The following is a 26,802-nucleotide window of genomic DNA, read 5'->3' on the forward strand; positions in this document are numbered from 1 at the left end:
GGACCGGCGGCCGTGCCGCCAGGACGACCATGCGCCAGGCGGGCGGCAGCTGTTACACCATGTCACCCGCAGGGGCGGAGACGCGCCTCTCCGCGCGGCTCCGGGGCTGGCCGGACCCTGGCCGGACGGGCCTAGAGCCCGGCCCCGCTCAGGGGCGACGCCTCACCACGCCGGAGGTCAGGAGCACCAGGAAGCACGTGATAGAAAGTGGATGATGAAAGACCTAAGACCGAACGCACACAACGCGGGATGATGGATCGAGACAGCCTGGGATGCTCGGGCGATCCATCCCGCCAAATCCGGAACCGCGTCACTCTGGGCAGATCTTGCAACGATCCTGTGCGAAGAGGCAGGGCCGTCAGTTCTTGCCGGGTCAGGGTCACATTCCTAGACTTCGCTTCGGATGCGCTTACGCCGAGCCCAGCCAGAAAGGCCACCAATGCCGCACAGACCCCCTTTGTCGTCCCGTTCGGCGCCCGAGCTGAAGCGCGTGAAGACGATGGTCGAACCGGCGATCGATGTCGGTCCGGAGCGCCTGAATTCGGGCGGCGACGCCGCTCTCGCGAAATGGGGCTTTTCTCTCCAGGATCTCAAACCATCCCGTCCCTCCGTCTTGGCTGGCACCAAGGTTCCGGCCAAGTACCGGGATCCGTCCAATGCGGCCAACGTCTGGTCGGGCCGAGGCCGCGCGCCTTCTTGGTTCACGGAGGCCTTGCAAGCTGGCCTCTCGCCCGAGGACATGCTGATCCGGACGGAGTGACCGGGCTCTCTGGGAGCATCCCAGGGCCGTGGCCTGTCCGGGCCTAATTGGCACGGGGAGGTTGGCCCCGTCTCGGCCCTGCCCGGGATCTCTGCGTAGGAAGCGGCGTCATTCCGATCTCGCCTGCTCGCGCTCCACCAGACCGATCAGGCTGCCCGCCAAATTCAGCTTTCCGGTCATGGCCAGGCGCGCAAAGGCCCGCAGGGCACCGCCGGGGCTGCGGATGGGACGCACGGGATCGAACCGCCGGGCGTCGATGACGAGGACCGCCAGGGCGGCAGCAAGGTCTCCCATGGCCTCGGCGGCCTCATCCCAAGCGCTGGGGTTAATGCCGAGGTCCGGCAGGATCAGAATGGCCGCCCGGACCATGTCGAGCTCGTTGGGCAGCACGCGCTGGCCCTTCACCGCGTCGAGGTACATCCGCATGTCCTCGGAGCAGGCGGCGTAGAGCTTCCGGGGCGTGAAACTCTCCAGCCAATGGGGCTTGTGCCCGCGTTGGAAGTCGCGAGCCTGTGGTTCTTTGCTTTCTTCCGCGCCCGTAGGCGCCGCGGCCAGTTGAGTGTCAGCCGGCTTACCGGCTGGCCGATTCTTGTCGGAGGAGCCGATACAAGAGACAGAGTTATCTTCCTTTGTAACTTGAATCGGTAGGCGGAAGCCCGGTTCCGGCACGCCGGAAGACTCATGGCGCATTTCGGAGGCGCTGAGGCAGTTCTCCACAGCCTCGTCGAGGCTCGCGAGCAGGGCCTCGAGATCCGTCACGGCCAGTCCGTCGTAGCGCCGAGGAAGTTCGGCGTAGAAGCCGAGGACCTCCGTCGTCCGGATCGCCTTGGGCGCGCTCTCGAGGAGACGCTGCAGCGCGCCCTTCAGGACGCGGCGCGCGGCCGAACACTGCCGACGCAGGCCCAGGAGGCGCTGCCGCTCGGCGTCCTCTTGGGCCGCAAGCGCGAGAAGTTCCGGCATGCGCTGCACCAGGGGCGCGAGGCTCAGCCCCTGCACGACCTGGCCGCCGGCGAAGGAGCCGCGGCTGCCGTCGGCAGCGGTGGTCTTGGCGAGAAGACCGGCCCGCTCGAGCGTGGTCTCGTGGTAGCGCACGGCGCGCGGAGTGAGGCCCAAGCGCTGCGCCATGGCGGTCTGCATGGCATGGCAGACGGGATCCCGCGCGGGATCCGTCCAGTCCGACGGGCGGGTGGCCTGGATAAAGGCCAGGAGGGTGAACGCGCAGGCCTCCGAGAGGCGAAAAGCGCGGCGGATGACGGGCAGAAGGCGTTCCACGTCACTGCGGGTGCAGCCGGACGGCAGCACGGGACGGGTCGCTGTGCCCGGAACGGGGCTGGCAAGTCGGAGCATGGTCCTCGGGTCCAAATGGGTTGGAGCGAGGCGACACCGGGCAAAACTCGTCCGTTCGCACGGATGCGCTTTTTGCTTGCTTCGATGGGAGGAGGTGCTAGAACCGGACCTGAAACACGGTGGCCGTGAGGGATTGGCGTCCCTTGGCTCTAGCATCCCCCCCGTTGAGGTGCCCACCTCGCGGGGGTTTTGCGTTCTGGGGGTGTCGGGTGTTGGACCTCCTGCTCTGAGTCCTGTTGTTGGTGCCGCACGGTTACACGGCGCAACGGCGAGTCACAAACATTCGTTACCGGAACCGAGCGGTCCGGGGACCCCTCGGCATGAGTTGGCGCGCGTCTCTTGGCCAAGAAAACGACGCGACTCTGCAAGAGTATATCATTGCAGAAACCCGTTCTGTCCACCTCTGATTGTGTAGGGGGGCGTTGGGGCCACGGGCGTCGCCAAGAGCCCATTCGTTGGCCTCGCTACGGCCAATCCTGCGTCTGAAGTCGAGCCACGCCCGCTCAGCAGCAGTCCCTAAGTCAGCGGATCAATCTTCGACGGCCTTGCCAGACCGCTCGCGACATCGCAGGCGATCTGACAGCCTGGGCGAAGGAGCACTCTCGGGGTCCACGCGGCTGGCGGTGTCGCCAGTTCCCCTGGTAGGACCAGCGAGCGCCATCGTGCGCAGCGACCCGCATCAGGGTGCGTTGACCCAACATAGCTTTGGAGCTATATATGTCGTGGAGTGTCGCGTTCGGCGACGAGTTCGATCGGGAGTTCGAGGACTTGGCGCCAGCCGTACAAGACGAGCTGCTCGCCACTGCCAAGCTTCTTGGCACCTTCGGGCCTCAACTGGGCCGTCCGCACGCCGACACGCTGAACGCGTCATCGTTCGCGAACATGAAGGAGCTCCGCTTCGACGCCGAGGACGGAGTCTGGCGTGTGGCCTTCGCGTTCGACCCGGAGAGGACGGCGATCCTGCTGGTCGCCGGCGACAAGTCGGGCGGTGGCGAGAAGCGCTTCTACAAGGCGCTGATCGCCAAGGCCGACAAGCGCTATCAGGCGCACCTGGACCGCCTCGCGGCGGCGAAGAAGGAGAGACAATGATGGGCCGCACACTCAACGAGGTCATGAGCACGCTCCCGGAGGAGCGCCGCGAGCGGATCGACGCCCGGTTTCAGGAGCTCAAGGACGAGGTCGAGGGCCTGGGCGAGCTCCGCCGCATGGTGGGCAAGGCGCAGGCCGATGTGGCCTCCGCTCTCAGGATCAAGCAGCCCTCCGTCTCCAAGATCGAGAAACAGGCGGACCTGTATCTGTCGACCTTGCGGGCATACGTCGAGGCGGTCGGGGGTCAACTAGACTTGGTCGTGCGGCTCCCGTCGCATCCGCCGCTCCACCTGCGCCATCTCGGCGACGTGTCTTCGGCTGGTCCGTCTCAGGTCGCCAAGCGGGGCACTCGCACAGCCTCTGGCACGAACGGGAAGAAAGCCTCCGCGCGAACGTGAGCCCAGCCTCCGCCTGATTGAACCATCTGGACCCGTGCTGAACCCAAAGCCTCAGGGTCGGGTCGAGGTCCGCAGCGCCGCATGGGTCCATGATGCACGAGGCTTTGGCTGAGGCGGCCGGCCGCTTTGGTCCGGCCGAGTCCCGGCAGGGCAGGGGAGCTACGTGTGGAGTGCCGAGCCGGCTTCCATGGCTTCCTGTTGGAGCCGGTTGGCGCCTGAGGCCTTGCGGTCCTTCTGGCCGAGCCCCTGACCACGCAATTCGAGCGCCACGAAGGGCTCCAGGCTCTACTCGGGAGCCACTGCTTGCTCCAGCTCATGACGGCCGACAGGGATGTGGCCAGTCCACCGTGCATTGTGACCTATCGGCCGGCGGAGACCTTGCTCCACTCCGCTGGCTTACAAGGGCTGTCCGCGCGTCGGCGGGGATCTCTCACCACCGCGATCGAGGAGACCGGGCGGGAGGTCGTGCACGGACATCCGGGAGGTCTCGCCGTTGTCCCATCGGTAGATCCACCCCAGCGTCCGTCCGGTGTCGGGGTCGATGAGGGTCTGAACGGCGGTGGCGTACTTACGCGGCTGCTTTGTCATAGTGTCTCTCGCTGGTGCCGAGGATGGCGTCGCAACGCGGCGCTCCCAGGGACTCCGACCCCGTTGCTAGCGGCGGCGGACGCGGCCTGCGTCTGCGCCGAAGGTCCTTCCTTGCGGTGGATGCGCCCTGATCGGCGGCTAGGTCACGGAATGCTGCGAAGAGACGCGAAACAGGACGAAACGGAGAGCCGCAGAACATTGATCAGAAATGGAAAATATTTCGTCCCCCCGGAGGGCGACGAGGACTTTAAGGCCCTGTTCAAGCGAGTGGCGGCGGCCGGCGGGGGCCGACCCGTGGACGAGGAAGGGTTCCCCCAAGGTCCGTGGACGCCAAATCTGCTGGCAGAGGCGATCAGCCAGATCGAGGCGAACCGGGCGGGCGTCGATCTACGGACGGTCCAGCTCTGGTTCCAAGACAACGACAAGGGCGTCAGCGCGGACAACATCCGATGGCTGGCCCGGATCTTCGGATGCGACGACCCGGAAGCCACCAGCGCGTGGCAGGCGGCGCTGAGCGCCGCGCAGACCCGTCTGACGACGCGGAGGCGACTGAGGGGCAAGCCGGAAGAGTCGAACGGCCAAGTGTCGGACGAGGACGAAGCCCCGCCGGCGGCCGACGGCTCGGCACCCGCGCCGGTGCCGACGCCTGACAGTCAGGAACAGGTGGCGGCGGTAGGGCGCTTGAGCCTTGCGCGAAGGTCTGAGGCGCTCTTCACCCGCGGATCCCCTCTGGACCTCCCGGCCACAGTTTTTGCCGGGGCCGTTGCGCTCGGTTTCCTGTCCTACTTCCTCGGGATTCACAGCGTCACGTACGCTCGTCCCGACGGGATCAGCAAGCAGGTCGGGTTCCTTTGGGCCCCGAACTGGACCTTCCTTTTCATGGTCTTCCTGCCGCTCTTCTTCGCATTCGTGATCGAAGTATTGGTCTTCTGGAAGAGTGAGGGCCGTCCAGGCCTCCTTGCAGGAGGTGACAGGGCCGAAAGCGATGCCGGCTGGATACGCAAGGTCGAGGCGTCATCTGCCACGTATTGGGCGGTCTTCCTGATCTGCTTGGGGTTCGCCGGCGTTGTTCAATGGGTCGGCATCCGCTTGATCCCATTACTTCGGGGCGGCGACGAGTACGCCATCGACTGGGGGTCGCTGGCCATCGTCCGCCCCGACCTCCTCTCCGTGCCACAGGCCGCGACCTTCACGGGTCTGGCTTACCTGTACATGTGCCTGTGCTTCTATCTGCTCTTCGCCGGTCTCATCCTGCTCTACACGATGGCCCACGATTATTGGGAGCTCGAGAAGGCCGCGGGAGGTCAGGCAGGGGTGGATCCCCCGCACGCAGGCACCAAGATCGGCCTCAAGGTCATGCAAGGAACCTTTTGCTGCACCATCTGCGGGCTGCTGGTCGCTGTCTGCATGAAGCTCCAGAGTTCCTACGTCACCACAAACGCCGAAAGCATATGGTTTTGGCTGGTTAATGATGCGCAGTCGGTCCTGCCTGGGGCCGGTCCTACGATCAGCCGGGGCGCGTTCAGCATGCCCACGCATTTCACAAGCCTGCTGACCGCGTCGGCAACCTGCGTCGTCTTCTTCCATGGTTTCGTCCGAGTGGGCGGCGGACGGCGTCTCGACGCGCCGCTGGGGAGGATGACCGCCGTCGTGATGCTGCTGGCGGCCAGCTACCTTCTTATCGACGCGTTCACCGGCTTCTCGATCCTGCTCGTCGCCGCCGTCCTCGTCGCGACCTACGGTCTGTTCGACCCGGGCTTCGGGACGCGGTCGCCCGGCCAATTTGGAGAGCAATAACGTGTACCACGATTGGCTAGATCGATGGGACGAGCGTCGAGCACAGGGCGGCGACGCCACGAAAGTGGCCACTGGCCTTGCGCTCGATGCGAGCCTTGCGTTCCCTGGCGCGGAGCCCGTGGCAAGTGTCGCCGAGTTCTGCGCTCTGGCCGATCGGGCTAAAGCGGACCCCGCGTTCTTCGATCCGGGCGAGACGGGGATTGAGGTTCGTTGGGAAGACGGGTGGATCAGGTTCCCGTCGAGCCTGCTGACCGACGTCGAAGAGAACAACACCGTCTGGGCCAAGGTGACGGAGGCCCGATCGCGCGATCACGCGCTCGTGGTCTTTCACCATTGGAACGCGAGCCGTCGCAACCCGCAACTCGCCCGCTTCTTCGCCTGGCAGGGGATCACGGTGGTCGAGATCGCCATGCCTTACCACTTGGAGCGGAGCCGTCCCGGCGCCCCGCACGCCGACTACATGCTCGGCCCGAGCCTAGGTCGCACGCTCCAGTCGATGCGGCAGGCGGTCCTGGACGGGCAGAGGCTGATCGGGATCTTGAGGAAGGCCGGCTACGAGAGGGTTTCCGTCCTCGGGATGAGCCTTGGATCGTGGGTTGCGGGCCTGATCGCGGCACACGACCCGAGGGTCGGGCGGGCCGCGCTGTTTCTGACGGCGGGAAGCCTTGCGGACATGGTGTGGACCGGACGGGCCACGCGCCACATCCGCGCCAGCCTCGAGGGTCGGATCGACTTGGTCGAACTCCGCAGGGCCTGGGGTCCGCTCGACCTCGAGAACTCTGCCGGGAGACTAGTCCGGCCGGGGCTCGCTTTACAGATTGTGCTGGCCAAGCGGGACACGGTGGTCCGGCCCGAGCTATCGGAACGGCTAATCGCGAAGCTGACGAGTGAGGACGCGCAGCTGGAGGTGCTGCGGCTGGACTGTGGGCATTATTCGCTGTCGCTGCCACCGTACATCCTTCGGACCGGCCTGAACGCTTCGCGGTTCCTGAAGCGCGACCCATAAGTCGACACGCGCAACAGGGCCATAGGTCCCGCTGCACCTCGCTCGAGGGACCTCCCATGCTCATCGGAAGCCGCTTGCATTTTACGGAGCCTTAGGGTCATTCCAGCGCCAAGGCATCAAGAAAGTAGCGACATCATAGGCTTGCAGATAAGTATGACAGTCTTATTGACATAATTTCGGTTATGCGACTTTGATCTGTAGGCGCGGCACATTCTATTTCGAACTGCGACAGGTATGTAGATCCAAGGGGTTACCTGGAGGATGCCATGCCCTGCTCGTTCGTTCACCTGAGCTTGGAGGAGCGCCGGCAGCTGGCGCGTCTGCGAGAGCAGAAGATTGCTGTCGATGAGATCGCCTGTCGACTTGGCCGACACCGCTCGACGATTTACCGCGAGCTGAAGCGCAACTTCTGGCACGACGCCGAGGTGCCGCAGGCCGAGGGTTACTGGCCGGTGACGGCTCAGCAGCTGGCAGTTGGTCGACGCCGCTCCTCCTGCAAGCTTCTGCGCCATCCACAGCTCTGTGCTGCGGTTGTCGAGCGCCTCAAGGACGGCTGGTCGCCCGAGCAGATCGCGGGCCGCCTCAAGGTCGAACCCGGGAGCCAGTCACAGCATCGGCTCTGCCACGATACGATCACCCGCTTCGTGTACTCGGCTGAGGGTCAAAGCCAGGAGCTGGCCCGCCACCTGCCGGAACGGCGTCGCAAGCGCCGGCCCCGATTTGCAAGGAGTCCAAGAAGCCTCGTGTTTCCGGAAGCGGCTCGTATCCATCACCGCCCTGAGGCGGTCAACGCCCGCGAGGAGTTCGGGCACTGGGAAGCGGACCTGATGATCTTTCGCAAGGAGCACGGGCCGGCCAACATCGCGACCGTGGTCGAGCGCAAGAGCCGCTTTACCGTTCTCTTCCGCAACAACGACCGCCGCTCCAAGTCGCTCATGGGGCGGCTCATCGACCTGCTCTCGCCCCTGCCCCAAGCGGCCCGGCAAAGCCTTACGTTCGACCGCGGCCTGGAGTTTGTCTCCTGGCGTGAGCTCGAGGCCGGCATGGGCGCAAAGGCCTGGTTCTGTGATCCCCAGGCGCCTTGGCAGAAAGGTAGCGTCGAGAACATGAACCGACGGGTGCGCCGCTATTTCCCGGCGGACACCGTGCTGCTGACGCTCGCCGATCGATCCATGAGGTCGATCTGCGACCGCCTCAACGGCACTCTCCGCAAGTGCCTGGGCTAGCGAACGCCGGTCGAGGCGTTCCGTCAGGAGCTACTGGCCAGCGGGTCGTGGTGACGGTAGCCTCAGGCCGCACCTGTCGCAGTTCGGGTGGAACCCGCAGCCGTGGATTGTGCGGGTTACAAGCCCTCCACCTGCGTAGCGAAGGTACAAAGACAGCGAGCTTCACCCCGGCTGAGCGCAGAACCTCTACACAGCCCAAATGCTTGGGCGCCCTGGGTTCGGGAAGCCGACAAGAAATCACGATTGGCGCACAAGTTCTTACACTGCAGCAATGTCTGAGCGAAGGAAGTGGACGAGCGCGGCGCCGTAGCGAAGTCGTCGTAGAGCTTCTTCTTTCTTGGTCATCTCACTCCCCTCAGGTCGGCGTCACTGCTACTGTGGCGCTGAACCCTGAGCGTCGTGATTGCTCTCGCACGGGCGTGTTGAGGAGAGGAAAAAGATGCGGTCGGCCATCTATTACCCAAGAACGCAGGTGCACAGTCGGCCGCTTATGCAGTCCTCGCTGCTGCTCTGGGATCAGTTGCATACGATCGTTCCCGACGAACGTTATTCGCCAGACTATCACGGCCGTCGGGATATGGCCGAAGCTTGGGAATTGATCGGGAAGCCGCTCGTGCCAAGCGCGGCGCAGAAGAGCCGAGCTCACACGGCGATCGAGACAACGCTGCAGGCGGGTCTGCCGCCTGATCTCTACTTCGTTGGCAGGGTCGATCAACCCGAGGACCCCTATGAGGTCTGGCCACAGAAGTTCTCGACCGAGACTTGGGACCTGATGCTCCGCCATAAGATGACCGGCGGCCGTCTGCCGAACGGCGACTACCCGTTCACCCAAGAGGGCGGCCTACTCGTCATGGCGAAGCTTGCTGACGCGTGCGCCGGATCGCAGTTCGCGAGGGTCACCGATCGCTTGATGGCTTACGGGCTGATCGGGAGCGGCAGCCAGCGTCCGGGCACCGAGGCCGACGTAGTGCCAATCACGCTCAACCTCATTGACGCGTCAAGTATTCCGATCGAGAACTTAATAGCGCTTAGGCGGCGGGAGCAGCGCGAACGCCGCGGAAGCGACTACACAAAGATGCGCCACAACTACGCCGATATGGTGCAGGCGCAGATCACGATGCTTGGCCAAGCCGCCGATCAGTTCGAGCGCGATGAGCTGAACCGGCAATTCCGCGCGCGGATGGCGGCCGATCTCAAAGACCTACGCCGCGAGCTTGGCAGCGGAAGGACGGACTTGGTTCTGAAGCCAGTGATTGTCACGACAATCGTTGCGGGAGCATCAGTCTTGGCCGGCACCCTGGACGTTCCTACTGCAATCGCTGCCGGGGTGGCAGCGGCGGTCGGGTCGGAAATGAGGGAGGTGGCGAAAACGATTGGCGACTTCCTCGGCGACGGGCTGAAATTCGACCGCAGCCAGCGCGAGACCATGGCAAAGCACCCGATGGCCTACATGTACGCGCTATCGACTGTGCGATGACTAAAACTCTAATCAACCTGATCAGCCATAACCGTCGGACGACACCCGACATTCGCCTTTGAGCGCGGGTGAACCAATGCGGCCGGCGCAACAGCCTCAGCCGTCGTACCGAGTGGTAGGCCAGGGTCCCGGCCCCTTAACAGGACTGGTTTTCCCGCTAGGCATTCGGGCCTGTGGTCAGCCACACAGGTAATGTCACGAGTAAGGGTGTACCATGACCGCCGCCGACCTGACGCCGCCTGTTCTCGCTCTCGCGGCCGCGGCCGCACTTCTATTCATCCTGCTCTTAGTTGTCGCTGGACGGAGTCGGGCCAGCACGCAGCGAGCCGACGAACTCGCCCGGGACGTACGGCAGAGGGCCGACGAGGCTGCGCATCTCAGGGATCAGCTGGCCAAAGCCGAGGCTGCCACCCGAGAAGCTCATGCAGCCCGGGCCTCCGTCGAGCAGCGCTTCTCTGCGGTGGTCGACATCGAGCAGGAGATCGCCGCCGTTCGGTCCAAAGCGGCCGAGGAACAGGCGCAGGCTGAGGCCGAGGTTGCCCACGCTCGGGAGAGAGCCGCCCGCGATCTGGCCAGCATCGAGGCTCAGGGCAAGGCCATGCAGAGCAACCTGGCCGAGCTTCAGGACCTCTACGCGCAGAAGCGAAAGGTGTACGATGGCCTGCTGGCGCAGGTGGCCATCTTCGACGAGCGCTTGGCTTTTGCTGAGATGGGCGTCTACGAGCCCCACTTCGATTTCGATGACTCCGACCAGTACAAGGCCGCGATCGAAAGGGTTCGTGCGCAGCAGAAGCAGAAGGTCAGCGCCAAGAATGCCGTCGTCTGCCAGATTGAGTGGACCGTCGACGGCAGCAAGGCCAAGGGCAAGACCATGAGCGACCGCGCCGTCCGGCTCACCCTTCGGGCCTTCAACAACGAATGCGAGGCGGCCATTGCCAACGTGCGGTGGAACAATGCCAAGGCTATTGAGAAGCGCATCGAGACGGCACGGTCGCAGATCGACGCCATGAACGCCTCGAACCAGGTTGTCATCACCCACACCTACTTCCAGCTCAAGCTCGAGGAGCTGCGGCTCACCCACGAGTACCGGGAGAAGCAGAAGGCCGAAAAGGAAGAGCGCGCCGAGATGGCACGGGCGGCCCGAGAGGAGGCCAAGCTCCAGCGCGACCTTGAGCAGGCTGAGGCGGAGGAGAGTCGCTACTTCAAGCTCTTGGCCAAGGCCCGGAAGGAGGCCGAGGGCGCCGTCGGGCCTAAGCTCGACGCCTACGCTGCCCAGATCGAGGCGCTTGAGCGCGACCTGGCCGAGGCGCATGCAAAGACGGAGCGAGCTCAGGCCATGGCCGAGATGACGAAGACCGGGTACGTCTACGTCATCTCCAACGTGGGCTCCTTCGGGCCCGACATGGTGAAGATCGGGCTCACGCGGCGGCTCGATCCGGCGGACCGGATCCGGGAACTCGGGGACGCCAGCGTGCCGTTCCTGTTCGACACCCACGCCGTCATCTACAGCGACAACGCGCCGGCGCTGGAGCGTGCCCTCCACGTGGAATTCGCAGCGGGTCGGGTGAACGCGAAGAACCTGCGCAAGGAGTTCTTCCGCGCCTCCATCAGCGACGTGGAGAGTGCCGTGCGGCGGCTGGCGCCGGAGGCGTCATTCTTCAGCGATATTGAGGCGCAGGAGTACCAGGAAACGCTGGCCATGCGAAACGCAGCCCTGGCGACCCAAGCTAACCCAGCTCTCGCCTTTCCAGCGTCGCTGTAGTCAGGGCCTACATGTCGCTCGGGTTTCGGGGAGTGTCGCTAGCCCAGGTACCTGTTTTCCCTGTGCCACCGGAGCGCCTCGGGCGCGGGCGGCGCAAATCCTCGCTCGGGTGCTCGCAGGTCCTTCCCCTGCATGGCGTAGTAGTGGACGCCGTTGTCGAAGTCGGACTTGAGGCGGGCACTCACCGCGAAGTGGCCCTTCTCAGTGACGGTGACATACCCCAAGTCGAAGAGGCGGTGGATGTCGGTCCGGAGCAGGAGGCCGTTCGACACTTCGTGCCCGCCTCCCTCCGCATAGGGGCGCACATGCGCGGCGTCGAGGATCGGGAGCGTGCGCTCGCCCGAGACCGCGCAGCGCCGGCCGTAGCCATCCGTCACAGCGAGGCGGAAGGCCCCCTGCCCTAGCCGCCGTTGCAGAGAGGCAGGTGCGCCGTAGCGCGGGCCAGTCGGATCAGGAACGAAGGGCGCAGCCGGGTCGCGCAGGCCGGGACCAACGGGGAAAGCAGGTCCCTCAGCTTCTAGATTGGTGGTAAGGGCCAGTCTCTCCCGCACTGCCTCCCAGAGCGCCAAGCCGTCCGCATTGTCAGTGCTGTACCCCTTTCCCGCCACCGTATTGGCCGCAAAGCTCGCGGGCTCTGGCAGCCAGAGCTCTTCAGGCCAGAAGAAGGGCTGAGTCAGAATGCGGCAGCCGATAACCGGATCCTCGCGCTCGCTCAGAGGTGCCGCGCGGCGGAGCTGCGCGATGGTGCGGCGCATTGAGCCCGCGTCGGGGTTGCCGTTCTTCTGACCGAATGCCTCCCAAGCCAGCGACAGGGGCGCGAGGCTTGCATGGGCGAACACGCCCCCGCCCGCGATCGCGTTCCATGGCGCCTTGAGCTTGAATAGGAAGAGGTCGCCCGGGCGCAGCGCCCGGAACTCCCCCGAGCCGGAGGGTTGCCAGAAGTTCACCTCGTCGGGGGCGATCCCAGCCAAGAAGTCGAACCAGGGCTTGTGCGTGACGCCGACGAAGATCCGGAGCATGCCCGAACATCCTCACGGAATGAGCATCGTGCAAGAGGGCCTTACTGGCGCTGACCCGCCCACTTCGAGGTGACGGAGCATGTTCCGAGATCACTGTTTTGTACACACGCCACCAGACGTGCGCCGTTGATCGGCAGAACTCTTTCTGAATGAAGCTAATGAAGCAACATAGCAGGAAGCCAACTAACGGCATTGCAGCGCGGGAAGAGTGGCGCTGACTGAGAAGACCTTCTGCCATCCCAAAAAGTCGCGCACGTATGGCAAAACGGCCATCATGGGATAGATAACGAACGTCCGGGAAAAACCACAATCAGATGGACCGACTTCCAGCCGCTCACTCGCGTCAGCAGCTACTCAGTTGTCATTACCGTTACTTCGGAAAAAGGCCGGCCCGGCCGATCGCGGCGCTACCTGTGAAATGAGTTACTTGAGGCTGCCCCTCCAGCCAGTCGGGTACATCCACATTCTCTAGAATAATGAGCTGAAGGTCGTTCGGGAGAGTCGCGAAAGCGCGAAATGCTCTGTCTTTAAGCGGGGTGCCCGCGATCGCACTATCGCCAGCGTCTGACGGATCCTTGTAGGTAATGAACAGAGAGTCTAAGATCAGGAATCCAGGGTGGGAACGGCCAAGGTTCTTGCAGAACTTCATCAGTCCAATGTCGAAAGCACCATGCAGTAGCGCACGCACGCCCTTGCCGTTCGCCGCGCGCGACTTCCCGGCGACAGATATATCCAACTTCGGAAGTTCGAAGAAGACCCGTTTCGCCTCGGGAAAATCCCATGACTGAAGCTCTGCTTCGACGACCTGACTAAAGGCATCTAACGTCGCACCGTCCAATTGCTGCTGCGCCACGATCGTACTGCTGTCATAGCCAGGACTGACGCCCAGTTCAGCCCTTTGTGCCACCAAATTATCCCGACGACGAACGAGTTCCAAGCTTTTCTGAATGCTAAGCTTCTTCGCGATGACTTGGCTCGTTACAGAACGGATTGTCTGGACTGTCGGAACTTCGTGAAGAATATCGGCCTGCAGTCCATTCAGGCGCAGCAGAAGCTCGCGTGCTCTAGCTGCTAATTCGTCGCGTTCCACTCTTAAGCCGCTAATAGTAAGCTGCAGTTCAACTGCTCGTTCTCGAAGTTCGGTGATCTCTGCTTCGGCTGCAAGAATAATTTCGCCTACATCGCCTTCGCATGCCTTCTCAGCGCGATGATGCTCCGGAGACGCGCCGCAGATGGGACAATCAACTGCATCCTCAAGAGTGAAGAAGTGTCCAGCTTCGACGATCGAAGCAAGGCGTGCTTCATCGGAATTATAGTGTTCCGCAAGAAGATTGAAACGTGCGGTTAGTGTATCGATCTCGCTCAGCCGATCTTGGATCGCTTCATGTTCTCGGCGCATTTGCAGCCGATTAAAAGTTAATTCGCGGTAGCTGACTTCAGCGCTCTCTTGCACGACAAACGATCTGCTGAGTTCAGCGTCGAGCTCGCGATCAAGTTTCAGGAGCTCTTCATTATCCTGATCAGCTTCGGCAACTTCGTGTTCTGCATCCCGGATCTGTTGGTCGAGCAGTTCGAGTTGCACAGCTCGGCGCAAATGTTGTTCTGAGTCAGGCTTCGCGACGTCTAAGGCAGAGTCATCGACGCCGGTGATCATGTATTTGAAAACCGAGGTCTCGGCAGTTTTAGTGACAAACTGGCCGGAGAGTACAGGAGACGAAACATCCTGAATTTTAGTTTCGCTTACCAACGCAAGACGCTGGAGGTCTCTGAAACTGAGATCACGAGTCTTGCCCGATGCATCTGTGCGAACACGTGCATCCTTCGCACCAACTTGCGCCAGCAGCATTCGCGAGAGAGAGATCTGTGCGCTATGTTGCGCCGACACTGACGTACCTTGAGCCTGCGCTGGCCGAGCCCGGGTCAACCCGTCGATGACCTTTATGTTTCCGCCCTGCAGCGCACGCACTAAGGTCTTCTCCGCGCCGTCGTCGAATAGGACGCCAAGATGGATAAGGTCGTACCCAGCTTGCTCGGCAATTGGTTCAGGCGGATTTTTCGCGCCGAGTACAAAATCGATAAGCCGCATGATGTGTGACTTGCCGGTGTTTGATCCACCGTAAACCACATTCAGACCTGGGCCGAAATCCACGGACGCAGGCGGGCTATTTGGGCCGGTTACCAAGAGAAAACGAAGCTGCATCTTTATTTGCCCGCGCCTGGGTCGCTCTGGAATTCAGCGTCCCAACGGTTCAGCCGGTTGCGCACGAGATCATTGATCTCACCGTCAGATAGCGGGACGACCTCTTTGGTCAGCCAATCGGCACGTGCCTTCAAAGCAACGGTGTAGTCGCTGCGTAGCAGATCAACAAAAGTGCCGGCCTCTTCTCCTGCTTGGAACCGAAAGCCCTCGGCAGTGGCGAGTCGGGTGACGAGGCCGCGCGTGCCCATCAGCGACAAACCGGCATCTACCAAGCCGCGCCGCACGAACAACTCCGCAGACCGTGAACTCTCTTGAGGATGCAAACTCTCGGGTCCGTCGAGGTCTCCACTATGGACTACGAGATAATCAAGGACGACAAGGCGACGCAAACCAAGGCGCACAGGAAAACAAGCTGTCAGCAGGATCAGCGACCGCAGCCCGCTCTCAAAGGCGGTATTGAAGATGCGCGGTTTGAGCCGCCTACGATCCGCTGATGCCATCTAAGCTTTCCAACAGACGCGGTAGGGGGGGTCGTTGTTTGCGAGTTGATGGCAGACCCCTTGCTTGACGCGCACTTTGGCACTGGGTGTGAGAATACTTGCTGGCGTAGTTTGTGCAGCGGCGGTAAGCGCTGCTGTAAGCCTCGAAAATGCGACGGACTCTGCGGCGATGGCGGGCTCAATCGCATCGTGTATCTGTTCGGCGAAATCTTCGATCGTGCCTGGCTCAGTCTGATCGCGATAGTGCGCCATAAACGCTTCGGCATCGTAAAATCGGACACGCTGCTTTTGCAGATCGTCTCTCCATTGGTCGTGTGCATTCAAATCCGCCACGCACGTTATAACGTTGCCCGCCTGCTCCGAATACACCTCGAGCAACTTGTCGACATATACAGCTTCACTAGGGGCGATCGCACTGGGCGTGACCCCACCGGGCGCGGGTGGCAATGCGCCGCCAAACCGTGAAGCCCAATAGGTTGTCTTACGATGATCATCCAAGATCTCATCGATGGTCGCATAGGAGAAACTTGTGAAGTCGTATGCCTCCACATACACCTTCAGCGCTCCGACAAGGACGTGCCTTTCACCGGCAACTACACGTCCCGCTACGCGCGTGTCCCAAGTCGCAATCACCTCGGCTTTGAACTTGTCAGGATTTAGCAGAAGGTCGCGAAGCTCGGTCGTCGGCCCGCGCGGCGCCACGAAAGAGCACTTGCGCGGGGGAGTAAATTGCCCTCGGAAGGCATGGTAAATAATTTTTCCGGCATCCTCGCAGGCCTTCGGAGTTGCGAGCGGCACCTCATAGTGCTTGCACTGATAGTTGTCCCAAACGCCTTGGCATGCATCGGCGTTGACCAACCCGATCACGTCGCGGCCGAGATCCCCGGCCCCACCGAGCCGTTTGACCGAAGCATAACCTGACAGTCCCTTCTGCCATTCAGATATAAAAATTTCCCATTCGGTCGCATCGTAGGCACGGATCAATTTAACGATCGGAGCAAGGTTCAAAGAGCGTCACGTCCTCTCGGCTGCAGGTGGGCCGGTCACGAATACTCAGCTAGCGTCTCCCTGTGAAGGGCTGGCTGTTTGCAGGATGCCTGCCACTCGACACAGGCAGCTTCCGGCGACGTCTGAGCGTGGTCCTCGACAGCTCCAACAAGCGCCAGGGGAGGCATCCACCACCGCTGAACAAACCGCAGACTCGTCCGTGTCGCTGTCGCAGCATTGACTACTTGCTGGAGATAGCACCACCGGCCGCTCGAGATCGCCCCACTCCGACGCACAGCTAACGTTGATCGGTGGCCGTGGGCAGCAGTTGCCACTCTTCAACCCTGCTTCTTCTATTTGTTTGTCCAACAAACGTTCGTATTCCTGACATCCCAGCTCACGGCTGCTGTCATTAGGGGTACTTGGTTGGGTGATTGCAGGCCTAAGACGCTCCACGCAGGCAAGCCTGTGAGAGGCAAGCGGGAGCAGTTCATCAGGTATCCCGCATCTCGTCCGCGAGGAAGTCGATGAAGTGGCGCACGGCGGGCAGGAGGCCACGCCGGGACGGAAACACGGCATGAGTAATGCCTCTCGCGGCCGACCAGTCGGGCAGCAGCACCTCCAGCCCTCCGTCGGCGATGTCGTGCGCGACGATGTAGTCCGGCAACTGCACGATGCCGACACCCTCCAGCGCGGCTTGGCGCAAGGTTTCCATATCATCGGTGGTCAGGCGCGGCTGGTGAGGCACGTCCTGCACCGTCCCATCCGGCCCAGTCAGCCGCCAGGCGTGCTCGCCGACGGTCAGGATCATGCCAAGGCTCTCAAAGCGCGAAAGGTCGGAGGGCGACTGGGGGCGACCCAGCCGGTTGAGCAGCACAGGGCTTCCGACCAGCACTGAGACACTCTCACCCAATACCTTCATGACCAGATCCGAGTTCTCCAGGGGTGGCGGACGGACCCGGATTGCCACGTCAAACCCTTCCTCGATCACGTCCACCCGCCGGCCCGTCACCTCATAGTGGATGCGCACACCCGGATGCTGCGCGAGAAACCGCGCCACCAGGGGGGCCACGGTGGTCAGGCTGAGCGGTATGGGGCAACTCACCCGGATGAGCCCGCGGGGCTCAGCCTGAACGCGGTCGACCGCTTCCTGCGCCGCCTCGGCCTCGGCCACCATGGCCAGGCAGTGCTGGTAGTAGTCCTGTCCGACTTCCGTGACGGTGAAGCGACGGGTCGAGCGCTGAAGGAGACGCACCCCAAGCCTTTCCTCCAGCAGAGACACGCGCCGGCTCAGGGTGGACTTGGGAATGCCGAGCGCTCGGCCTGCGGGCGAGAAGCCCCTGTGCTCCACTACCTTGGCAAAGAGATAAAGGTCATTGAGGTCCTGCATAGCCGTCGCATCATCGTCCCATGAATGGAACACACATGCTCACTGAGGCTCACTAAAGGCAACATTGTTCGGCCTGTATATTCACCGGGACAGCAACGACGACCCCTTGGGTTAGCCCGGAGATCCCCAATGACTCAGACGCTCCTTCACATCGACTCCAGCGTGCTCGGCGACGTCTCGACCTCGCGCAAGCTCACCGCCGCAATCGTGGACGCCTTGCAGCAGGACCACCCGCAGACGCAGGTCGCCTCTCGCGATCTGGCCGATGCGCCGCCCGCCCACCTCACCGGGCGCGTGATGATGGCCATGCGCTCGGGCGACCTGACCGGCCTGAGCGAAGAGGAGCGGGCGCAGGTCGCACTCTCCGAGGAACTGCTGGAAGAGTTCCTGGCCGCCGACACCGTCGTGATCGGGGCGCCCATGTACAACTTCAGCCTGCCCACGCAACTGAAAGCCTGGATCGACCGCCTCTCCCAAGCGGGCCGCACCTTCAAGTACACCGAAACAGGCCCAGTGGGCCTGGCTGGGGGCAAGCGCGTCGTGATCGCCTCCTCGCGGGGCGGGATGTATGCCGGCACGCCGATGGAGGCCATGGTCGACCATCAGGAGGCTTACCTGCTAGGCGTGCTCGGCTTCTGGGGCATCACCGAAGTGGAGATCGTCCGCGCCGAGGGCACCAGCATGGGGCCACAAGCGGTGGAACAGGCGATGGTTTCGGCGCAGGAGCAGATCGACCGCTTGCGGATCCAACTGCTCGCCGCGTAACGCTCACGGCCCGCTTCCATCGGGTGGACGACGAGGGTTGCGGACGTATCAGGGTCGCCAAAGGCGACCCGTCGCATGTCGTCGAGACCGGAGACCGCTCAGCGGAGCATCTCCACGGCCACTCCGGCGCGGTCAGCCACGCCCGTCCAGGCCTCGTCCGTGCTCAGAACCGTGGCGCCCCGGCTCGCGCCTAAGGCTAGGCAGGCGCGGTCGCCCAAGGACAGGCCCTGGCCCCGTGTCGCGGTCTGCAACGCGCCCGTGGCAAAGGCCACGACCTCGTCAAAGGGCACCACGACCAGGTGGAGCGGCGCGAGAAGGGCGCGAGCGGTGTCCGCGTCGGCCCCAAGTTCGTTCAGCTTGGTGGCGACCTCGGCCAGGTTCACGGCGGAGATGACCGCTTGGGGCAGCACGGCCGCCACTCGGTCCGAGCCTGGCTCGCCGTTGATGAGGCAGAGGAGCGCGGAGGCGTCCAGGACGTAAGCGCCCTGCCCGCCTGGTCTGGTCACGTCAGTCGTCTCGGCTCCGATCACGTCACTCACGAGCCGCCTCCGCCCGCTTGTCTGCGATCAGCTCATCGGACAGGAGCCGCCCCTCGGGGTTGAGCTCCCGCATCCGGGCCTGCACCTGCCGAATGGCAGAAGACAGCGAACGCACCCGGAGCTCGCCTGCGTCCAGCTCGACCACGACGGTATCGCCCGGGGCAATGCCCATCTCTCGTCGGAAGGCAGCCGGGATCACCAGCTTGCCCCCTTCCACGATCTTGACCCGCTGCGATGGCATGGCTCGGTGCTCCAGATAATCAATTCAGCATGGTCTATCACGTTTGCGCCTTCGGTCCCAATCAGGACTTTGGGTTCTGCGAGTTGATCAGGTCTGATCTGGCGTATGTCTCGGGAGGCGATCCATAGTGCATTTTGTCCAGTCTGATCTCGAACGGCCCGTCATCCGTGAACTGCTCCTGTCGGTCAGCGCCGTTCCATCTGCTCCGGCAAATCGTTGGCACCTTCTCACCCCTACTCAGAAAACGGCCGGTTTCAGTGACCGGCAAGTTGATCCGGGTGACGGCAAACACCTGTTTGCCGTCACCCTTGGACAGGCTGCCTCCCGCCTCCTCCCGGATCCGGTGTTTTCTGCGCGACAAACCCTGTCGGTTTGCTATGCTGCGTGGGTACTCGCGATGAGAGGTTTTCCGTACATGCTGGTCGGCTACATGCGCGTCTCGTCCGCTGATGACCGCCAGTCGGTCGACCTTCAGCGCGATGCGCTGATCGCAGCAGGGGTCGACGACCGACATCTTCACCACGACAAAGCGTCTGGTGCTCGCGACGACCGACCAGGATTGAGGGTGTGCCTCGAGTACCTGAAGCAGGGCGACACCCTTGTGGTGTGGAAACTGGACAGGCTCGGCCGTTCGCTTCCGCACCTGCTGGAGATCGTCACCGACCTGAAGTCACGGGGCGTAGCATTCCGCTCGCTGACGGAACAGATGGACACAGCTACCCCTCACGGAGAGCTGCTGTTCTCGATTTTCGGCGCGCTCGCCCAGTACGAGCGAGCGTTGACCCGTGAGCGCGTGATCGCCGGCCTCGCGGCAGCCAAGCGCCGCGGCCGGCGTGGTGGCCGCCCGCCGACGCTCACGGCTGAGCAGATCGAGCAGATCACGGCCGCGCTCGACGGCGGCGCGAGCAAGGCGTCGGTATGTCGGAGTTTCAAGGTGCCGCGCTCGACGTTGCTCGACACCCTCAAGCGGGTGGGCTGGACCGCTCCGGCCAAGGCCTGATCGAACGCCGTGGTCTGGCGGCAGCTGTGAAGGACAGTCCGCAGCCGACCCCGGCAGCAAGAACTCGCCTGCATTGGTGTAACATACGAGATGCCCAGCAACCTTGGCACTCCGTGGCCAGTTCCCCTTGGGTCAGTCTGAGAGGCGCGCGGGATGAACATCCTGATCTGCGAGGATCACAAGCTCATCGCCCTGGATCTGGAGGCGATGCTGAGTGCCCAAGGGCACACGGTCGAGGGCACCGTCAACAGCGCCTGCGACTGCCTGGAGCGCTGCGCCGAGAGCCCGCCTGATCTGGTCCTGACTAACCTCAACTTGGCGGACGGACCGACCGGTCTGAGCTTGGTCGATGCCTTGGCCGAGCAGGGAATTCCTACGGTGATCGTGTCGAGCGACGCGGGATCTGTTCCGGCCGGCAGTCCTGCCAAAGCTGTCGTCACGAAGCCTGTCCATGAGTGTGAACTGGAGATTGCTGTCCGACAGCTGGAGTAGCGGCAGGATCTGCCTCCCGGGGCTCCGCAAGGCTGGAGGATGAATAGAGGAAGGCGCCATGACCTGGGCTTTCGTGGCCCTGCAGTGTGCCAGTGGTGTCCTCCTGCTGCTGGCGTTCATCGCTTCCCGGTCTAGCAGGAAGCGCATCTGGTCACTTCTGATGCTCGTGGCCGTTGTAGGCCTTCTGCTCTTCGGAGCGCTGGCCTACCTGGATCCGCTCCTTCCCTACTACTGATCAGCGCCCAAGCTCTGGAGGTCAGGCGGAGATCGCCGCCCGGCAGGCTTTCTGAGTGGCCAAACGGTCCGCAAAGCTTCCCTCGACATGCTAGGCGTCTTTGCCGAGTTCGAGACCAACTTGCGTCGTGAGCGGCAGATGGAAGGGATCGCGGCGGCCAAGCAGAGGGGCGTCTACACGGGACGCAAGCCCCGGATCGACCCCGAGGAGGTACGCCGGCTGCACTTGGATGAGCGGCTCAGCCCCTCGGCCATCGCCAAGCGGCTCGGGATTACTCGGTCCTCGGTGTACCGCTTCCTGCCGAGCATCGAAGTGACGGAGTAGTGGATCAGGCCTGGGGAGCACGGCCAAGGAATGATCAATGGCGGACTATGCTGGTCCTCGTAGCCATTGGCCCGACCGCCGTCGCGTACGTTGGTTGCACACTCTAAGGTGAATAGCTTCCCTGACGATGCAACCTGATGTAAGAGTTTGCTATTCCAATGTCCGGTCGGGAGCTCATCCCATGCCGCACTGCCGACATCTGACGTCAGCCTCCCTGGAAGCTCTGGCCAACGGCCTTTATACCGCGGCCCTCGACGGTCGGCCGGAGCAATGGGAGACGGCCCTTGGCGAAATAGCCGACGCCTTCGGGGCAAGCAGGGCGTTCCTCCAGCCGTGCGAGGGAGGGGCATCCTGGGGATCGGTGCGACCTATCTTCGTCAGAGCTGAACCCGAATGGGCCCAAAGCTATATAGAGTACTACGGCGCTCTCGATCCCTTGCTGCCTTTGGCTTTCCGGATGCGGGGTCCCGATCGAGCCATGCTCGATCGACAGATCCTGGACCGACGGGACTTCGAACGAACCGAGTTCTACCAGGATTGGGCCCGTCCTCAGGGCATGAACACCGGTGCCTTCGGTTTCTTTCTACCCGACCGGCCGGCTAAGCATCGAGGTTGGGGCGTCCTGATGCTGGTTCGTGACTCCCGGTCGGACGTGTTTGATCAAGGCGAACAGCAGCGCCTTGAGGCCTTGCTGCCTCATGTGCGGCGAGCCGTTTCCGCAGGCCTGCAACTTGGTTCCGCGATGTCCGAGCGGGACGCTCTTGCAGCTGCGCTCGACCGACTGGCTCCACGCGGAGCCTTGCTTGTGAATGCTCAAGGGCGCGTCGTCTTTGCCAACGCTGCGGCGGAGACCCTCCTCGCGAGATCTGACGCCCCGATCGGACGGACGAGGGACGGCACGCTCACGGTCTCAGCGCGCGCGCCAAGTGCCGTTCGTGCCGACCTGGTCCGCCTGCTCGCGCGTGCCGCAGGCAAGGATGGCCAGTCTGCCGAGGGCGGCACCGTTCATATCCCTGTCGAGAACCTGACGGCCAGATCCATCGTTCTTGAGGTGCTGCCCTTTGCAGATGCACGACCCTTTGGGTCCACCTTGGTCCTCGTGATGATCGACCGAGCGCAGGAGCCGCCGCAGGATCCCCCTCTCACGATCAAGGCTCTGCAAGCCCGCTGGGATCTGACCCCCGCCGAGGCCCGAACAGCGCTGCTATTGGCCAAGCGCGGCACGGGGTCGAAGATGCTGGCGCGCGAGTTGGGCGTCTCGCCCACCACGGTGCGCACGCATCTGCAACGGGTGCTGGAGAAGACGGACACGCACAGCCGAGCGGCCCTGGTGGCGCTGCTCTTGCACGGTCCTGTTTGAGGTGGGCCGGATCTGGCGTGGGCCCTGCGAAGCGCACAGACGCGACGATCAAGCGTGGAGAAAAACATTTGGCTGCCGAGCCGAGCAAAGTCTTCTGCCAGGGTCAACCGATCGACTCGTGGAGCGGTCAGGAACTGAAGGCACCTACCTCGACCGTGCGCGGTCGCAAGTGGAAGAGGCTTGAGCCGTAGTTGTGACGATGTGCGCCAATGGGAGCGTCTTTCATGCGCCACTGCCAACCACCCGATGAAGCCACGCTTACAAGTCTTGCCCACGGGTTCTACGCCGCTGCGGCCGACAACGAGCCTGGAGCCTGGGAAGGCGCTCTTCAGCGCGCCGCAGATGCCTTCAGTGCCGACGCTGCCTACCTTGTGCCCATGGCAGATGGTGCATCCTGGGGTCCAGGGACCTCCATCACCGCGCGGGTCGACCCCGTTTGGCCCCGATCCTACGCCGAGCGCTACGGCGCTCTGGATCCCGTGGTTCCGCGAGCCTTTGGCGTTTGCGGCCCCAACAAGGCCGTGATCGCACGGGAGATCATGGACCTCCCAGCGCACGTGCAGACGGAGTTCTATCAGGAATGGTGCCGCCCACAGGGCATGGCGGACACGATGTTCGGCTTCATCACCCACGGCACCTCCATCCAAGATGAAAGATGGGGGCTCTTCGCCCTTGTTCGCGGCCCAACAATCGAATTCTTCGACTAAGGCGACCGCGAACGTATCGAAATGAGGTGGCTCGGTTTGTCTGAACAGCGTCCGGGCTTCCGTTAAGTGGATCTCCGCCTTGGTTACGCCGCCACCGGGATTGGCGTCGGCTGGTTCGCATACACTTGGTCCGGCGTCTGCCCGCCGAACGACGAATGGGGTCGCCGGCCGTTGTAGAAGCCGAAGTAGCGCCCGATCGAGGCCCGTGCCTCGGAGACGCTGGCGTAGGCTCGCAGGTAGACCTCCTCGTACTTCACCGTTCGCCAGAGCCGCTCGACGAAGACGTTGTCACGCCAAGCGCCCTTGCCGTCCATGCTGATGGCGATCTCGGCCGCCTTGAGCACCTTGATGAACTCGGCGCTGGTGAACTGGCTGCCCTGGTCGGTGTTGAAGATGTCCGGCCGACCATGACGGGCGAGTGCTTCTTCCAGAGCCTCGATGCAGAAGTCCGCAGACAGCGTGATCGACAGCTTCCAGGCCAGGACCTTGCGGCTGAACCAGTCGACCACGGCGGCCAAGTAGACAAAGCCGCGCGCCATGGGAATGGTGGTGATGTCCATGGCCCAGACCTGGTTAGGGCGGACCACCGCCAGGTTCCGCAGCAGATAGGGGTAGATCTTGTGCCCCGGCGCGGGTTTGGAGGTGTTCGGACGGCGATACAGCGCCTCAAGGCCCATCCGCTTCATCAGCGTCGAAACGTGCAGTCGGCCTACCTGGTGACCCTCCGCTTGCAACAGGCCCTTCAGCATCCGGCTGCCCGCGAACGGATACTCGAGATGGAGCTCGTCGATCCGGCGCATCAGCTTCAGATCGGCATCCGACACCGGCCGCAGCAGGTAGTAGATGCTGCCTCGGCTGATCCCCAGCGCCTTGGCCTGGCGGCTGACGCTGAGTTCATGGTCACGGTCGATCATCGCTTTGCGCTCGGCAACAGACCCGCCTTGCCGAGCGCGACGGACAAAAAATCGTTCTCGAGCGTCAGCTCGCCGATCTTCGCATGCAGGGTCTTTACGTCCACTGCCGGGGCCGGCTCGGGGGCAGCGGCAGTACCGAAGACGCCCGAGGCCCCTTCCAGAAGCTGCGAGCGCCACTGCGTGATCTGGTTGGGGTGAACATCAAACTGCTGCGCCAACTCAGCCAGCGTCCTCTCGCCCTTGATGGCCGCCAGCGCCACCTTGGCCTTGAAAGCCGGGCTGTGGTTCCGTCGCGGTCGTCTCGTCATGGTCTCTCCTCGCTCTCGGCCATCATGCCGATGTCGCGCGGATGATCCACTCAACGCCCCTGTTCAGATTCCCCGAGCCAGCTCTAAACACTGCTGCCGCATGTTCACCGGGCCGTCTCGGCCGGGGTACGGCTTCGGGCCACGCTGATCGAGCGCGATGCGCTCGCGGCTGCCCTCGACCGATTGGCTCCACGGGCGGTGCTCCTGGTGGACGGCTGCGGACGCGTGCTCTTCGCCAGCGCCAGCGCCGAGGCGGTTCTCACGGCTCACGGGTCTCCGATCGCACGGTCACGGGGCGGCGCGCTTGTCGCCGCGCCCCGTGCTCCGGCTGCGGCACAGACCGAATTCTCTCGCCTCCTTGCACATACCACGGGCGCAGGGGGGCGGGCGGCCTTAGAGAGGATTAGCGGTCGCCTGCCAGGCACAAGCCCAGGGGCCCCGAGCCTTGCTGTCGAGGTGCTGCCCTTCGGTGGCGAGAGCGCGTTTGGCGGTGCGCTGTCGCTCGTACTGATCGACGTCGTCCCGGCAGGTCCAGCCATGACCTCGCCCGTGCTTTCGGCGGACGCCCTCCAAGCTCGCTGGGGCCTCACTCCTGCCGAAGCTGGCGTGGCGCTGCTTCTAGCTAGGCGCGGCACGGGATCAAAGGCGCTTGCACGCGAGCTAGGCGTCTCGCCAACCACGGTGCGCACGCACCTGCAACATGCGCTGGAGAAGACGGACACACACAGCCGGGCGGCTCTGGTATCGTTGCTTCTGCAAGGTCCCGAGGAGGCTCGCTGGCAGTCCGGAAAGGAAACCGGAGATAGGCAGCCTTCGGCTCCTTGGCACACCAACGACACAACGAACCTTACGCCTCGCTGGAGGAGAGCGCCCCGGCACGCGCGAGTGCGATGAAACGCACGTTCTGAGGCCGCTGCCGGTAAGCCGGCCGCCGCGCGGCGTAGAGACGCGAGCGGGACATGCGGGTCACGCAGACGCGGTCGGACTGGTTGCCGCCCAGGCAGTGGAACGCCTCCTCGTCCTCGCCCACGTAGAGGGCGACGTGCCCGGCGCGCCGGCCCTCGGGCGTGCGACGCACGAAGACCAGCGTGTCGCCCAGCATGGGGCGGTCGGGGACGGCCACGCCGAAGGTGCCCCAGTTCAGCGCCCATAAGGGATCGCGGGGCGGCTCGCGCCCGGCCCGCTTCGCGACCACGGCCATGAACAGGCCGCACCAGGGGATCGAGTCAGCCTTGTAGACGTCCTCGACGGCGCCGCCGACCTCGTCGGCCCAGGACAGGATGGTGGGGTTGTCGCGGGTGCCTGGCGTTTCCAGCGTTCCGAGCAGGCGCACGGCTTGCACCAGCATGCGCGGCGCGGGCTCCTGCCCGAGCCAAGCATAGGCGTTCGTCTGCGGCATGTCTGTGGTCCTCCACGTCTTCGAACGAATCTCTGCGGGCCAGCCCTTCACCTTGGAGGGCACGAGCTTGGCTACGGAGACAGGACCAGCTGCAGCACGACAGGTCGAACCGGCGCATCATGCAATGGCATGACGTCGTGGCCCTAAAGCGAGGGCATTTTGACCCGACGACGGCCGGTGACCAGCCGGCCACCTATTCTGAGCACATCATGTTGGAGGTGACGCGATGTCCGTTGAGGCGGCTCTGCAAGCGGCGTTCGAAGGGCCCGAGCGCAAGAAGCTGAAAATCCACGGCCACGAGTTCAACATCAAGCCAATGGAGATCGTGTCAGAGGGCGCGTCCACACGCGCCCATGGCCAGATCTCACACCATCTCTCGCACCGACCCGATGACCAGGTCTACTTCGACATCACACTAACGAACCGAGTGGTTACCGGGGTGAACCGCCGAGTCGAAGAGGGCGGCTGGGCCCAGATTTGGTCAGCGGTGGCGCCGTTCCTCGCCGCAGCGACCGGATACAAGGAGCTGAACTCGTCGGAGATCAAGGAGATGATCCAGAACTCGGAGCGGCTCCTGAACGGCACGTGGCTGGGGGTTGTCGACTATCTACTCGGCCTGTTCGGCACCAAGCTGGCGGCCGGGTACTCACTCGGTCAGATGTCGCAAGCGCTTTCAGGCTCCCCTCCCGAGCCGGTCGGCAGCACGTGGCCGGGCTGGTCCAACTGGAACGCGCTTGGGGCTCCCTCGGCTGGCTTCGAAGGCGCGGCCACCGTGGTCTCGCGCAACCCGACAGTCTGCAACGTCTACGTACGCGGTGGCGACGGCACACTCTGGCAGCGGGCCTACTACGACGGAGGCTGGCACGACTGGGAGCGCCTCGACGGCGACCTGACCTCCACACCGGCCGCCTCCAGCATGGGCCAGGGCCACGAGCATGTGTTCGTGCGCGGCACCGACGGCCAGCTCTGGCA

The 26,802-nt window shown here is 63.5% G+C and carries 28 protein-coding genes; 17 read left to right on the plus strand and 11 right to left on the minus strand.

Annotated elements, in window-relative coordinates; all coding sequences use genetic code 11:
• Window positions 1-439 precede the first annotated feature (439 nt).
• On the plus strand, window positions 440-760 hold the full coding sequence (locus FHG66_RS19075) for an H-NS histone family protein (protein ID WP_176556342.1): 321 nt from the start codon (window positions 440-442) through the stop codon (window positions 758-760).
• 108 nt (window positions 761-868) lie between these two features.
• On the opposite strand, the gene repC is transcribed toward FHG66_RS19075, so the two are convergent.
• Window positions 869-2,107, minus strand: coding sequence for a replication initiation protein RepC (gene repC / locus FHG66_RS19080; RefSeq protein WP_176556343.1), 1,239 nt, complete (start codon window positions 2,105-2,107; stop codon window positions 869-871).
• 717 nt (window positions 2,108-2,824) lie between these two features.
• On the opposite strand from repC, the gene FHG66_RS19085 reads away from it, so the two are divergent.
• Window positions 2,825-3,196 (plus strand): type II toxin-antitoxin system RelE/ParE family toxin, encoded by a 372-nt coding sequence (locus FHG66_RS19085; RefSeq protein ID WP_139078647.1) that lies wholly within the window; start codon window positions 2,825-2,827, stop codon window positions 3,194-3,196.
• Window positions 3,193-3,594 carry a helix-turn-helix domain-containing protein gene (locus FHG66_RS19090; RefSeq protein WP_246082685.1) on the plus strand — a complete coding sequence of 134 codons (402 nt, stop codon included), beginning with the start codon at window positions 3,193-3,195 and terminating at the stop codon, window positions 3,592-3,594. The genes FHG66_RS19085 and FHG66_RS19090 overlap by 4 nt, the downstream gene beginning before the upstream one ends.
• Before the next feature lie 396 nt (window positions 3,595-3,990).
• Here the strand turns inward: FHG66_RS19090 and FHG66_RS19095 are convergent, their stop codons facing one another.
• Window positions 3,991-4,182: a hypothetical protein gene (locus tag FHG66_RS19095; RefSeq protein ID WP_139078648.1), complete on the minus strand. Its 192-nt coding sequence runs from the start codon at window positions 4,180-4,182 to the stop codon at window positions 3,991-3,993.
• A 198-nt stretch (window positions 4,183-4,380) separates the two neighbouring features.
• On the opposite strand from FHG66_RS19095, the gene FHG66_RS19100 reads away from it, so the two are divergent.
• The 5 genes from FHG66_RS19100 (at window position 4,381) to FHG66_RS19120 (ending at window position 11,450) form a co-directional block, all read left to right on the plus strand.
• Window positions 4,381-5,979: an RcgA family putative transporter gene (locus tag FHG66_RS19100; protein WP_139078649.1), complete on the plus strand. Its 1,599-nt coding sequence runs from the start codon at window positions 4,381-4,383 to the stop codon at window positions 5,977-5,979.
• A gap of 1 nt (window position 5,980) precedes the next feature.
• Window positions 5,981-6,985: an RcgR family putative quorum lactone hydrolase gene (locus tag FHG66_RS19105; RefSeq protein ID WP_139078650.1), complete on the plus strand. Its 1,005-nt coding sequence runs from the start codon at window positions 5,981-5,983 to the stop codon at window positions 6,983-6,985.
• A gap of 266 nt (window positions 6,986-7,251) precedes the next feature.
• Window positions 7,252-8,211, plus strand: coding sequence for an IS30 family transposase (locus tag FHG66_RS19110; protein WP_139078651.1), 960 nt, complete (start codon window positions 7,252-7,254; stop codon window positions 8,209-8,211).
• A 439-nt stretch (window positions 8,212-8,650) separates the two neighbouring features.
• Window positions 8,651-9,688 (plus strand): hypothetical protein, encoded by a 1,038-nt coding sequence (locus tag FHG66_RS19115; RefSeq protein ID WP_139078652.1) that lies wholly within the window; start codon window positions 8,651-8,653, stop codon window positions 9,686-9,688.
• Between the two features lie 214 nt (window positions 9,689-9,902).
• A complete protein-coding gene (locus FHG66_RS19120; RefSeq protein WP_139078653.1) occupies window positions 9,903-11,450 on the plus strand; it encodes an SNIPE associated domain-containing protein in 1,548 nt (515 codons plus the stop codon).
• A 38-nt stretch (window positions 11,451-11,488) separates the two neighbouring features.
• On the opposite strand, the gene FHG66_RS19125 is transcribed toward FHG66_RS19120, so the two are convergent.
• The 5 genes from FHG66_RS19125 to FHG66_RS19145 all read right to left on the minus strand — a co-directional run bounded on the left by FHG66_RS19125 (window position 11,489) and on the right by FHG66_RS19145 (window position 17,546).
• Entirely contained in the window at window positions 11,489-12,469 is a 981-nt protein-coding gene (locus FHG66_RS19125) for an HNH endonuclease (RefSeq protein ID WP_139078654.1), read from the minus strand.
• Window positions 12,470-12,839: 370 nt separating this feature from the next.
• The gene (locus tag FHG66_RS19130; RefSeq protein WP_139078655.1) at window positions 12,840-14,669 is read right to left on the minus strand and encodes a hypothetical protein; all 1,830 of its coding nucleotides are present in this window, start codon (window positions 14,667-14,669) and stop codon (window positions 12,840-12,842) included.
• A gap of 2 nt (window positions 14,670-14,671) precedes the next feature.
• Window positions 14,672-15,169 carry an ABC-three component system middle component 2 gene (locus FHG66_RS19135; protein ID WP_139078656.1) on the minus strand — a complete coding sequence of 166 codons (498 nt, stop codon included), beginning with the start codon at window positions 15,167-15,169 and terminating at the stop codon, window positions 14,672-14,674.
• Complete coding sequence (locus FHG66_RS19140; protein WP_139078657.1) at window positions 15,170-16,177, minus strand: ABC-three component system protein; 1,008 nt, start codon at window positions 16,175-16,177, stop codon at window positions 15,170-15,172.
• Between the two features lie 472 nt (window positions 16,178-16,649).
• Window positions 16,650-17,546 carry a LysR substrate-binding domain-containing protein gene (locus tag FHG66_RS19145; protein WP_139078658.1) on the minus strand — a complete coding sequence of 299 codons (897 nt, stop codon included), beginning with the start codon at window positions 17,544-17,546 and terminating at the stop codon, window positions 16,650-16,652.
• 129 nt (window positions 17,547-17,675) lie between these two features.
• On the opposite strand from FHG66_RS19145, the gene FHG66_RS19150 reads away from it, so the two are divergent.
• On the plus strand, window positions 17,676-18,311 hold the full coding sequence (locus FHG66_RS19150) for an FMN-dependent NADH-azoreductase (RefSeq protein WP_139078659.1): 636 nt from the start codon (window positions 17,676-17,678) through the stop codon (window positions 18,309-18,311).
• A 98-nt stretch (window positions 18,312-18,409) separates the two neighbouring features.
• On the opposite strand, the gene FHG66_RS19155 is transcribed toward FHG66_RS19150, so the two are convergent.
• Both FHG66_RS19155 and FHG66_RS19160 read right to left on the minus strand, forming a co-directional pair.
• Window positions 18,410-18,850: a type II toxin-antitoxin system VapC family toxin gene (locus FHG66_RS19155; RefSeq protein WP_218013913.1), complete on the minus strand. Its 441-nt coding sequence runs from the start codon at window positions 18,848-18,850 to the stop codon at window positions 18,410-18,412.
• On the minus strand, window positions 18,843-19,091 hold the full coding sequence (locus FHG66_RS19160) for an AbrB/MazE/SpoVT family DNA-binding domain-containing protein (protein ID WP_139078660.1): 249 nt from the start codon (window positions 19,089-19,091) through the stop codon (window positions 18,843-18,845). Before FHG66_RS19160 ends, FHG66_RS19155 begins: the two co-directional genes overlap by 8 nt.
• Window positions 19,092-19,218: 127 nt before the next feature.
• Between FHG66_RS19160 and FHG66_RS19165 the strand changes: the two genes are divergently transcribed.
• The 6 genes from FHG66_RS19165 (at window position 19,219) to FHG66_RS19185 (ending at window position 23,209) form a co-directional block, all read left to right on the plus strand.
• Window positions 19,219-20,091, plus strand: a complete 873-nt coding sequence (locus FHG66_RS19165; RefSeq protein ID WP_425471765.1) for a recombinase family protein — start codon at window positions 19,219-19,221, stop codon at window positions 20,089-20,091.
• Window positions 20,092-20,244: 153 nt separating this feature from the next.
• The gene (locus tag FHG66_RS19170; protein WP_139078661.1) at window positions 20,245-20,583 is read left to right on the plus strand and encodes a response regulator; all 339 of its coding nucleotides are present in this window, start codon (window positions 20,245-20,247) and stop codon (window positions 20,581-20,583) included.
• Window positions 20,584-20,641: 58 nt separating this feature from the next.
• The gene (locus FHG66_RS21735; protein WP_176556344.1) at window positions 20,642-20,818 is read left to right on the plus strand and encodes a hypothetical protein; all 177 of its coding nucleotides are present in this window, start codon (window positions 20,642-20,644) and stop codon (window positions 20,816-20,818) included.
• Between the two features lie 51 nt (window positions 20,819-20,869).
• Entirely contained in the window at window positions 20,870-21,142 is a 273-nt protein-coding gene (locus tag FHG66_RS19175) for a helix-turn-helix domain-containing protein (RefSeq protein ID WP_281282973.1), read from the plus strand.
• A gap of 478 nt (window positions 21,143-21,620) precedes the next feature.
• On the plus strand, window positions 21,621-22,502 hold the full coding sequence (locus tag FHG66_RS19180; protein ID WP_176556345.1) for a helix-turn-helix transcriptional regulator: 882 nt from the start codon (window positions 21,621-21,623) through the stop codon (window positions 22,500-22,502).
• Window positions 22,503-22,726: 224 nt separating this feature from the next.
• Window positions 22,727-23,209 (plus strand): hypothetical protein, encoded by a 483-nt coding sequence (locus FHG66_RS19185; protein WP_139078664.1) that lies wholly within the window; start codon window positions 22,727-22,729, stop codon window positions 23,207-23,209.
• 83 nt (window positions 23,210-23,292) lie between these two features.
• On the opposite strand, the gene FHG66_RS19190 is transcribed toward FHG66_RS19185, so the two are convergent.
• Window positions 23,293-24,431, minus strand: a protein-coding gene (locus tag FHG66_RS19190) for an IS3 family transposase (protein ID WP_139078665.1) whose coding sequence is annotated in 2 segments (ribosomal slippage) — window positions 23,293-24,176 and window positions 24,176-24,431 — 1,140 coding nt in all. Because the reading frame shifts where the segments join, the coding sequence is not laid out codon by codon here.
• 537 nt (window positions 24,432-24,968) lie between these two features.
• Here FHG66_RS19190 and FHG66_RS23025 point away from each other — a divergent pair.
• Window positions 24,969-25,325, plus strand: a complete 357-nt coding sequence (locus FHG66_RS23025; RefSeq protein WP_139078666.1) for a response regulator transcription factor — start codon at window positions 24,969-24,971, stop codon at window positions 25,323-25,325.
• Here FHG66_RS23025 and FHG66_RS19200 read toward each other — a convergent pair.
• Window positions 25,279-25,830, minus strand: coding sequence for a TIGR02594 family protein (locus FHG66_RS19200; RefSeq protein ID WP_139078667.1), 552 nt, complete (start codon window positions 25,828-25,830; stop codon window positions 25,279-25,281). The two genes, FHG66_RS23025 and FHG66_RS19200, sit on opposite strands and share 47 nt — an antisense overlap.
• A 226-nt stretch (window positions 25,831-26,056) precedes the next feature.
• Between FHG66_RS19200 and FHG66_RS19205 the strand changes: the two genes are divergently transcribed.
• On the plus strand, window positions 26,057-26,802 hold a 746-nt coding region (locus FHG66_RS19205), incomplete at its 3' end, for a DUF8189 domain-containing protein (RefSeq protein WP_218013914.1).

It is taken from the genome of Rubellimicrobium rubrum (genome assembly GCF_006152115.1).
In the GTDB taxonomy this organism is placed as follows: domain Bacteria; phylum Pseudomonadota; class Alphaproteobacteria; order Rhodobacterales; family Rhodobacteraceae; genus Rubellimicrobium; species Rubellimicrobium rubrum.

Excerpts from the sequence above, each read along its gene's own strand:
- repC (WP_176556343.1), bottom strand. The coding sequence starts at position 2,107 with ATGCTCCGACTTGCCAGCCCCGTTCCGGGCACAGCGACCCGTCCCGTG.
- FHG66_RS19145 (WP_139078658.1), bottom strand. The coding sequence starts at position 17,546 with ATGCAGGACCTCAATGACCTTTATCTCTTTGCCAAGGTAGTGGAGCAC.
- FHG66_RS23025 (WP_139078666.1), top strand. The coding sequence starts at position 24,969 with ATGACCTCGCCCGTGCTTTCGGCGGACGCCCTCCAAGCTCGCTGGGGC.
- FHG66_RS19170 (WP_139078661.1), top strand. The coding sequence starts at position 20,245 with ATGAACATCCTGATCTGCGAGGATCACAAGCTCATCGCCCTGGATCTG.
- FHG66_RS21735 (WP_176556344.1), top strand. The coding sequence starts at position 20,642 with ATGACCTGGGCTTTCGTGGCCCTGCAGTGTGCCAGTGGTGTCCTCCTG.
- FHG66_RS19075 (WP_176556342.1), top strand. The coding sequence starts at position 440 with ATGCCGCACAGACCCCCTTTGTCGTCCCGTTCGGCGCCCGAGCTGAAG.
- FHG66_RS19130 (WP_139078655.1), bottom strand. The coding sequence starts at position 14,669 with ATGCAGCTTCGTTTTCTCTTGGTAACCGGCCCAAATAGCCCGCCTGCG.
- FHG66_RS19125 (WP_139078654.1), bottom strand. The coding sequence starts at position 12,469 with ATGCTCCGGATCTTCGTCGGCGTCACGCACAAGCCCTGGTTCGACTTC.
- FHG66_RS19200 (WP_139078667.1), bottom strand. The coding sequence starts at position 25,830 with ATGCCGCAGACGAACGCCTATGCTTGGCTCGGGCAGGAGCCCGCGCCG.
- FHG66_RS19135 (WP_139078656.1), bottom strand. The coding sequence starts at position 15,169 with ATGGCATCAGCGGATCGTAGGCGGCTCAAACCGCGCATCTTCAATACC.
- FHG66_RS19095 (WP_139078648.1), bottom strand. The coding sequence starts at position 4,182 with ATGACAAAGCAGCCGCGTAAGTACGCCACCGCCGTTCAGACCCTCATC.
- FHG66_RS19110 (WP_139078651.1), top strand. The coding sequence starts at position 7,252 with ATGCCCTGCTCGTTCGTTCACCTGAGCTTGGAGGAGCGCCGGCAGCTG.
- FHG66_RS19150 (WP_139078659.1), top strand. The coding sequence starts at position 17,676 with ATGACTCAGACGCTCCTTCACATCGACTCCAGCGTGCTCGGCGACGTC.
- FHG66_RS19160 (WP_139078660.1), bottom strand. The coding sequence starts at position 19,091 with ATGCCATCGCAGCGGGTCAAGATCGTGGAAGGGGGCAAGCTGGTGATC.
- FHG66_RS19180 (WP_176556345.1), top strand. The coding sequence starts at position 21,621 with ATGCTCGATCGACAGATCCTGGACCGACGGGACTTCGAACGAACCGAG.
- FHG66_RS19085 (WP_139078647.1), top strand. The coding sequence starts at position 2,825 with ATGTCGTGGAGTGTCGCGTTCGGCGACGAGTTCGATCGGGAGTTCGAG.
- FHG66_RS19090 (WP_246082685.1), top strand. The coding sequence starts at position 3,193 with ATGATGGGCCGCACACTCAACGAGGTCATGAGCACGCTCCCGGAGGAG.
- FHG66_RS19115 (WP_139078652.1), top strand. The coding sequence starts at position 8,651 with ATGCGGTCGGCCATCTATTACCCAAGAACGCAGGTGCACAGTCGGCCG.
- FHG66_RS19185 (WP_139078664.1), top strand. The coding sequence starts at position 22,727 with ATGCGCCACTGCCAACCACCCGATGAAGCCACGCTTACAAGTCTTGCC.
- FHG66_RS19120 (WP_139078653.1), top strand. The coding sequence starts at position 9,903 with ATGACCGCCGCCGACCTGACGCCGCCTGTTCTCGCTCTCGCGGCCGCG.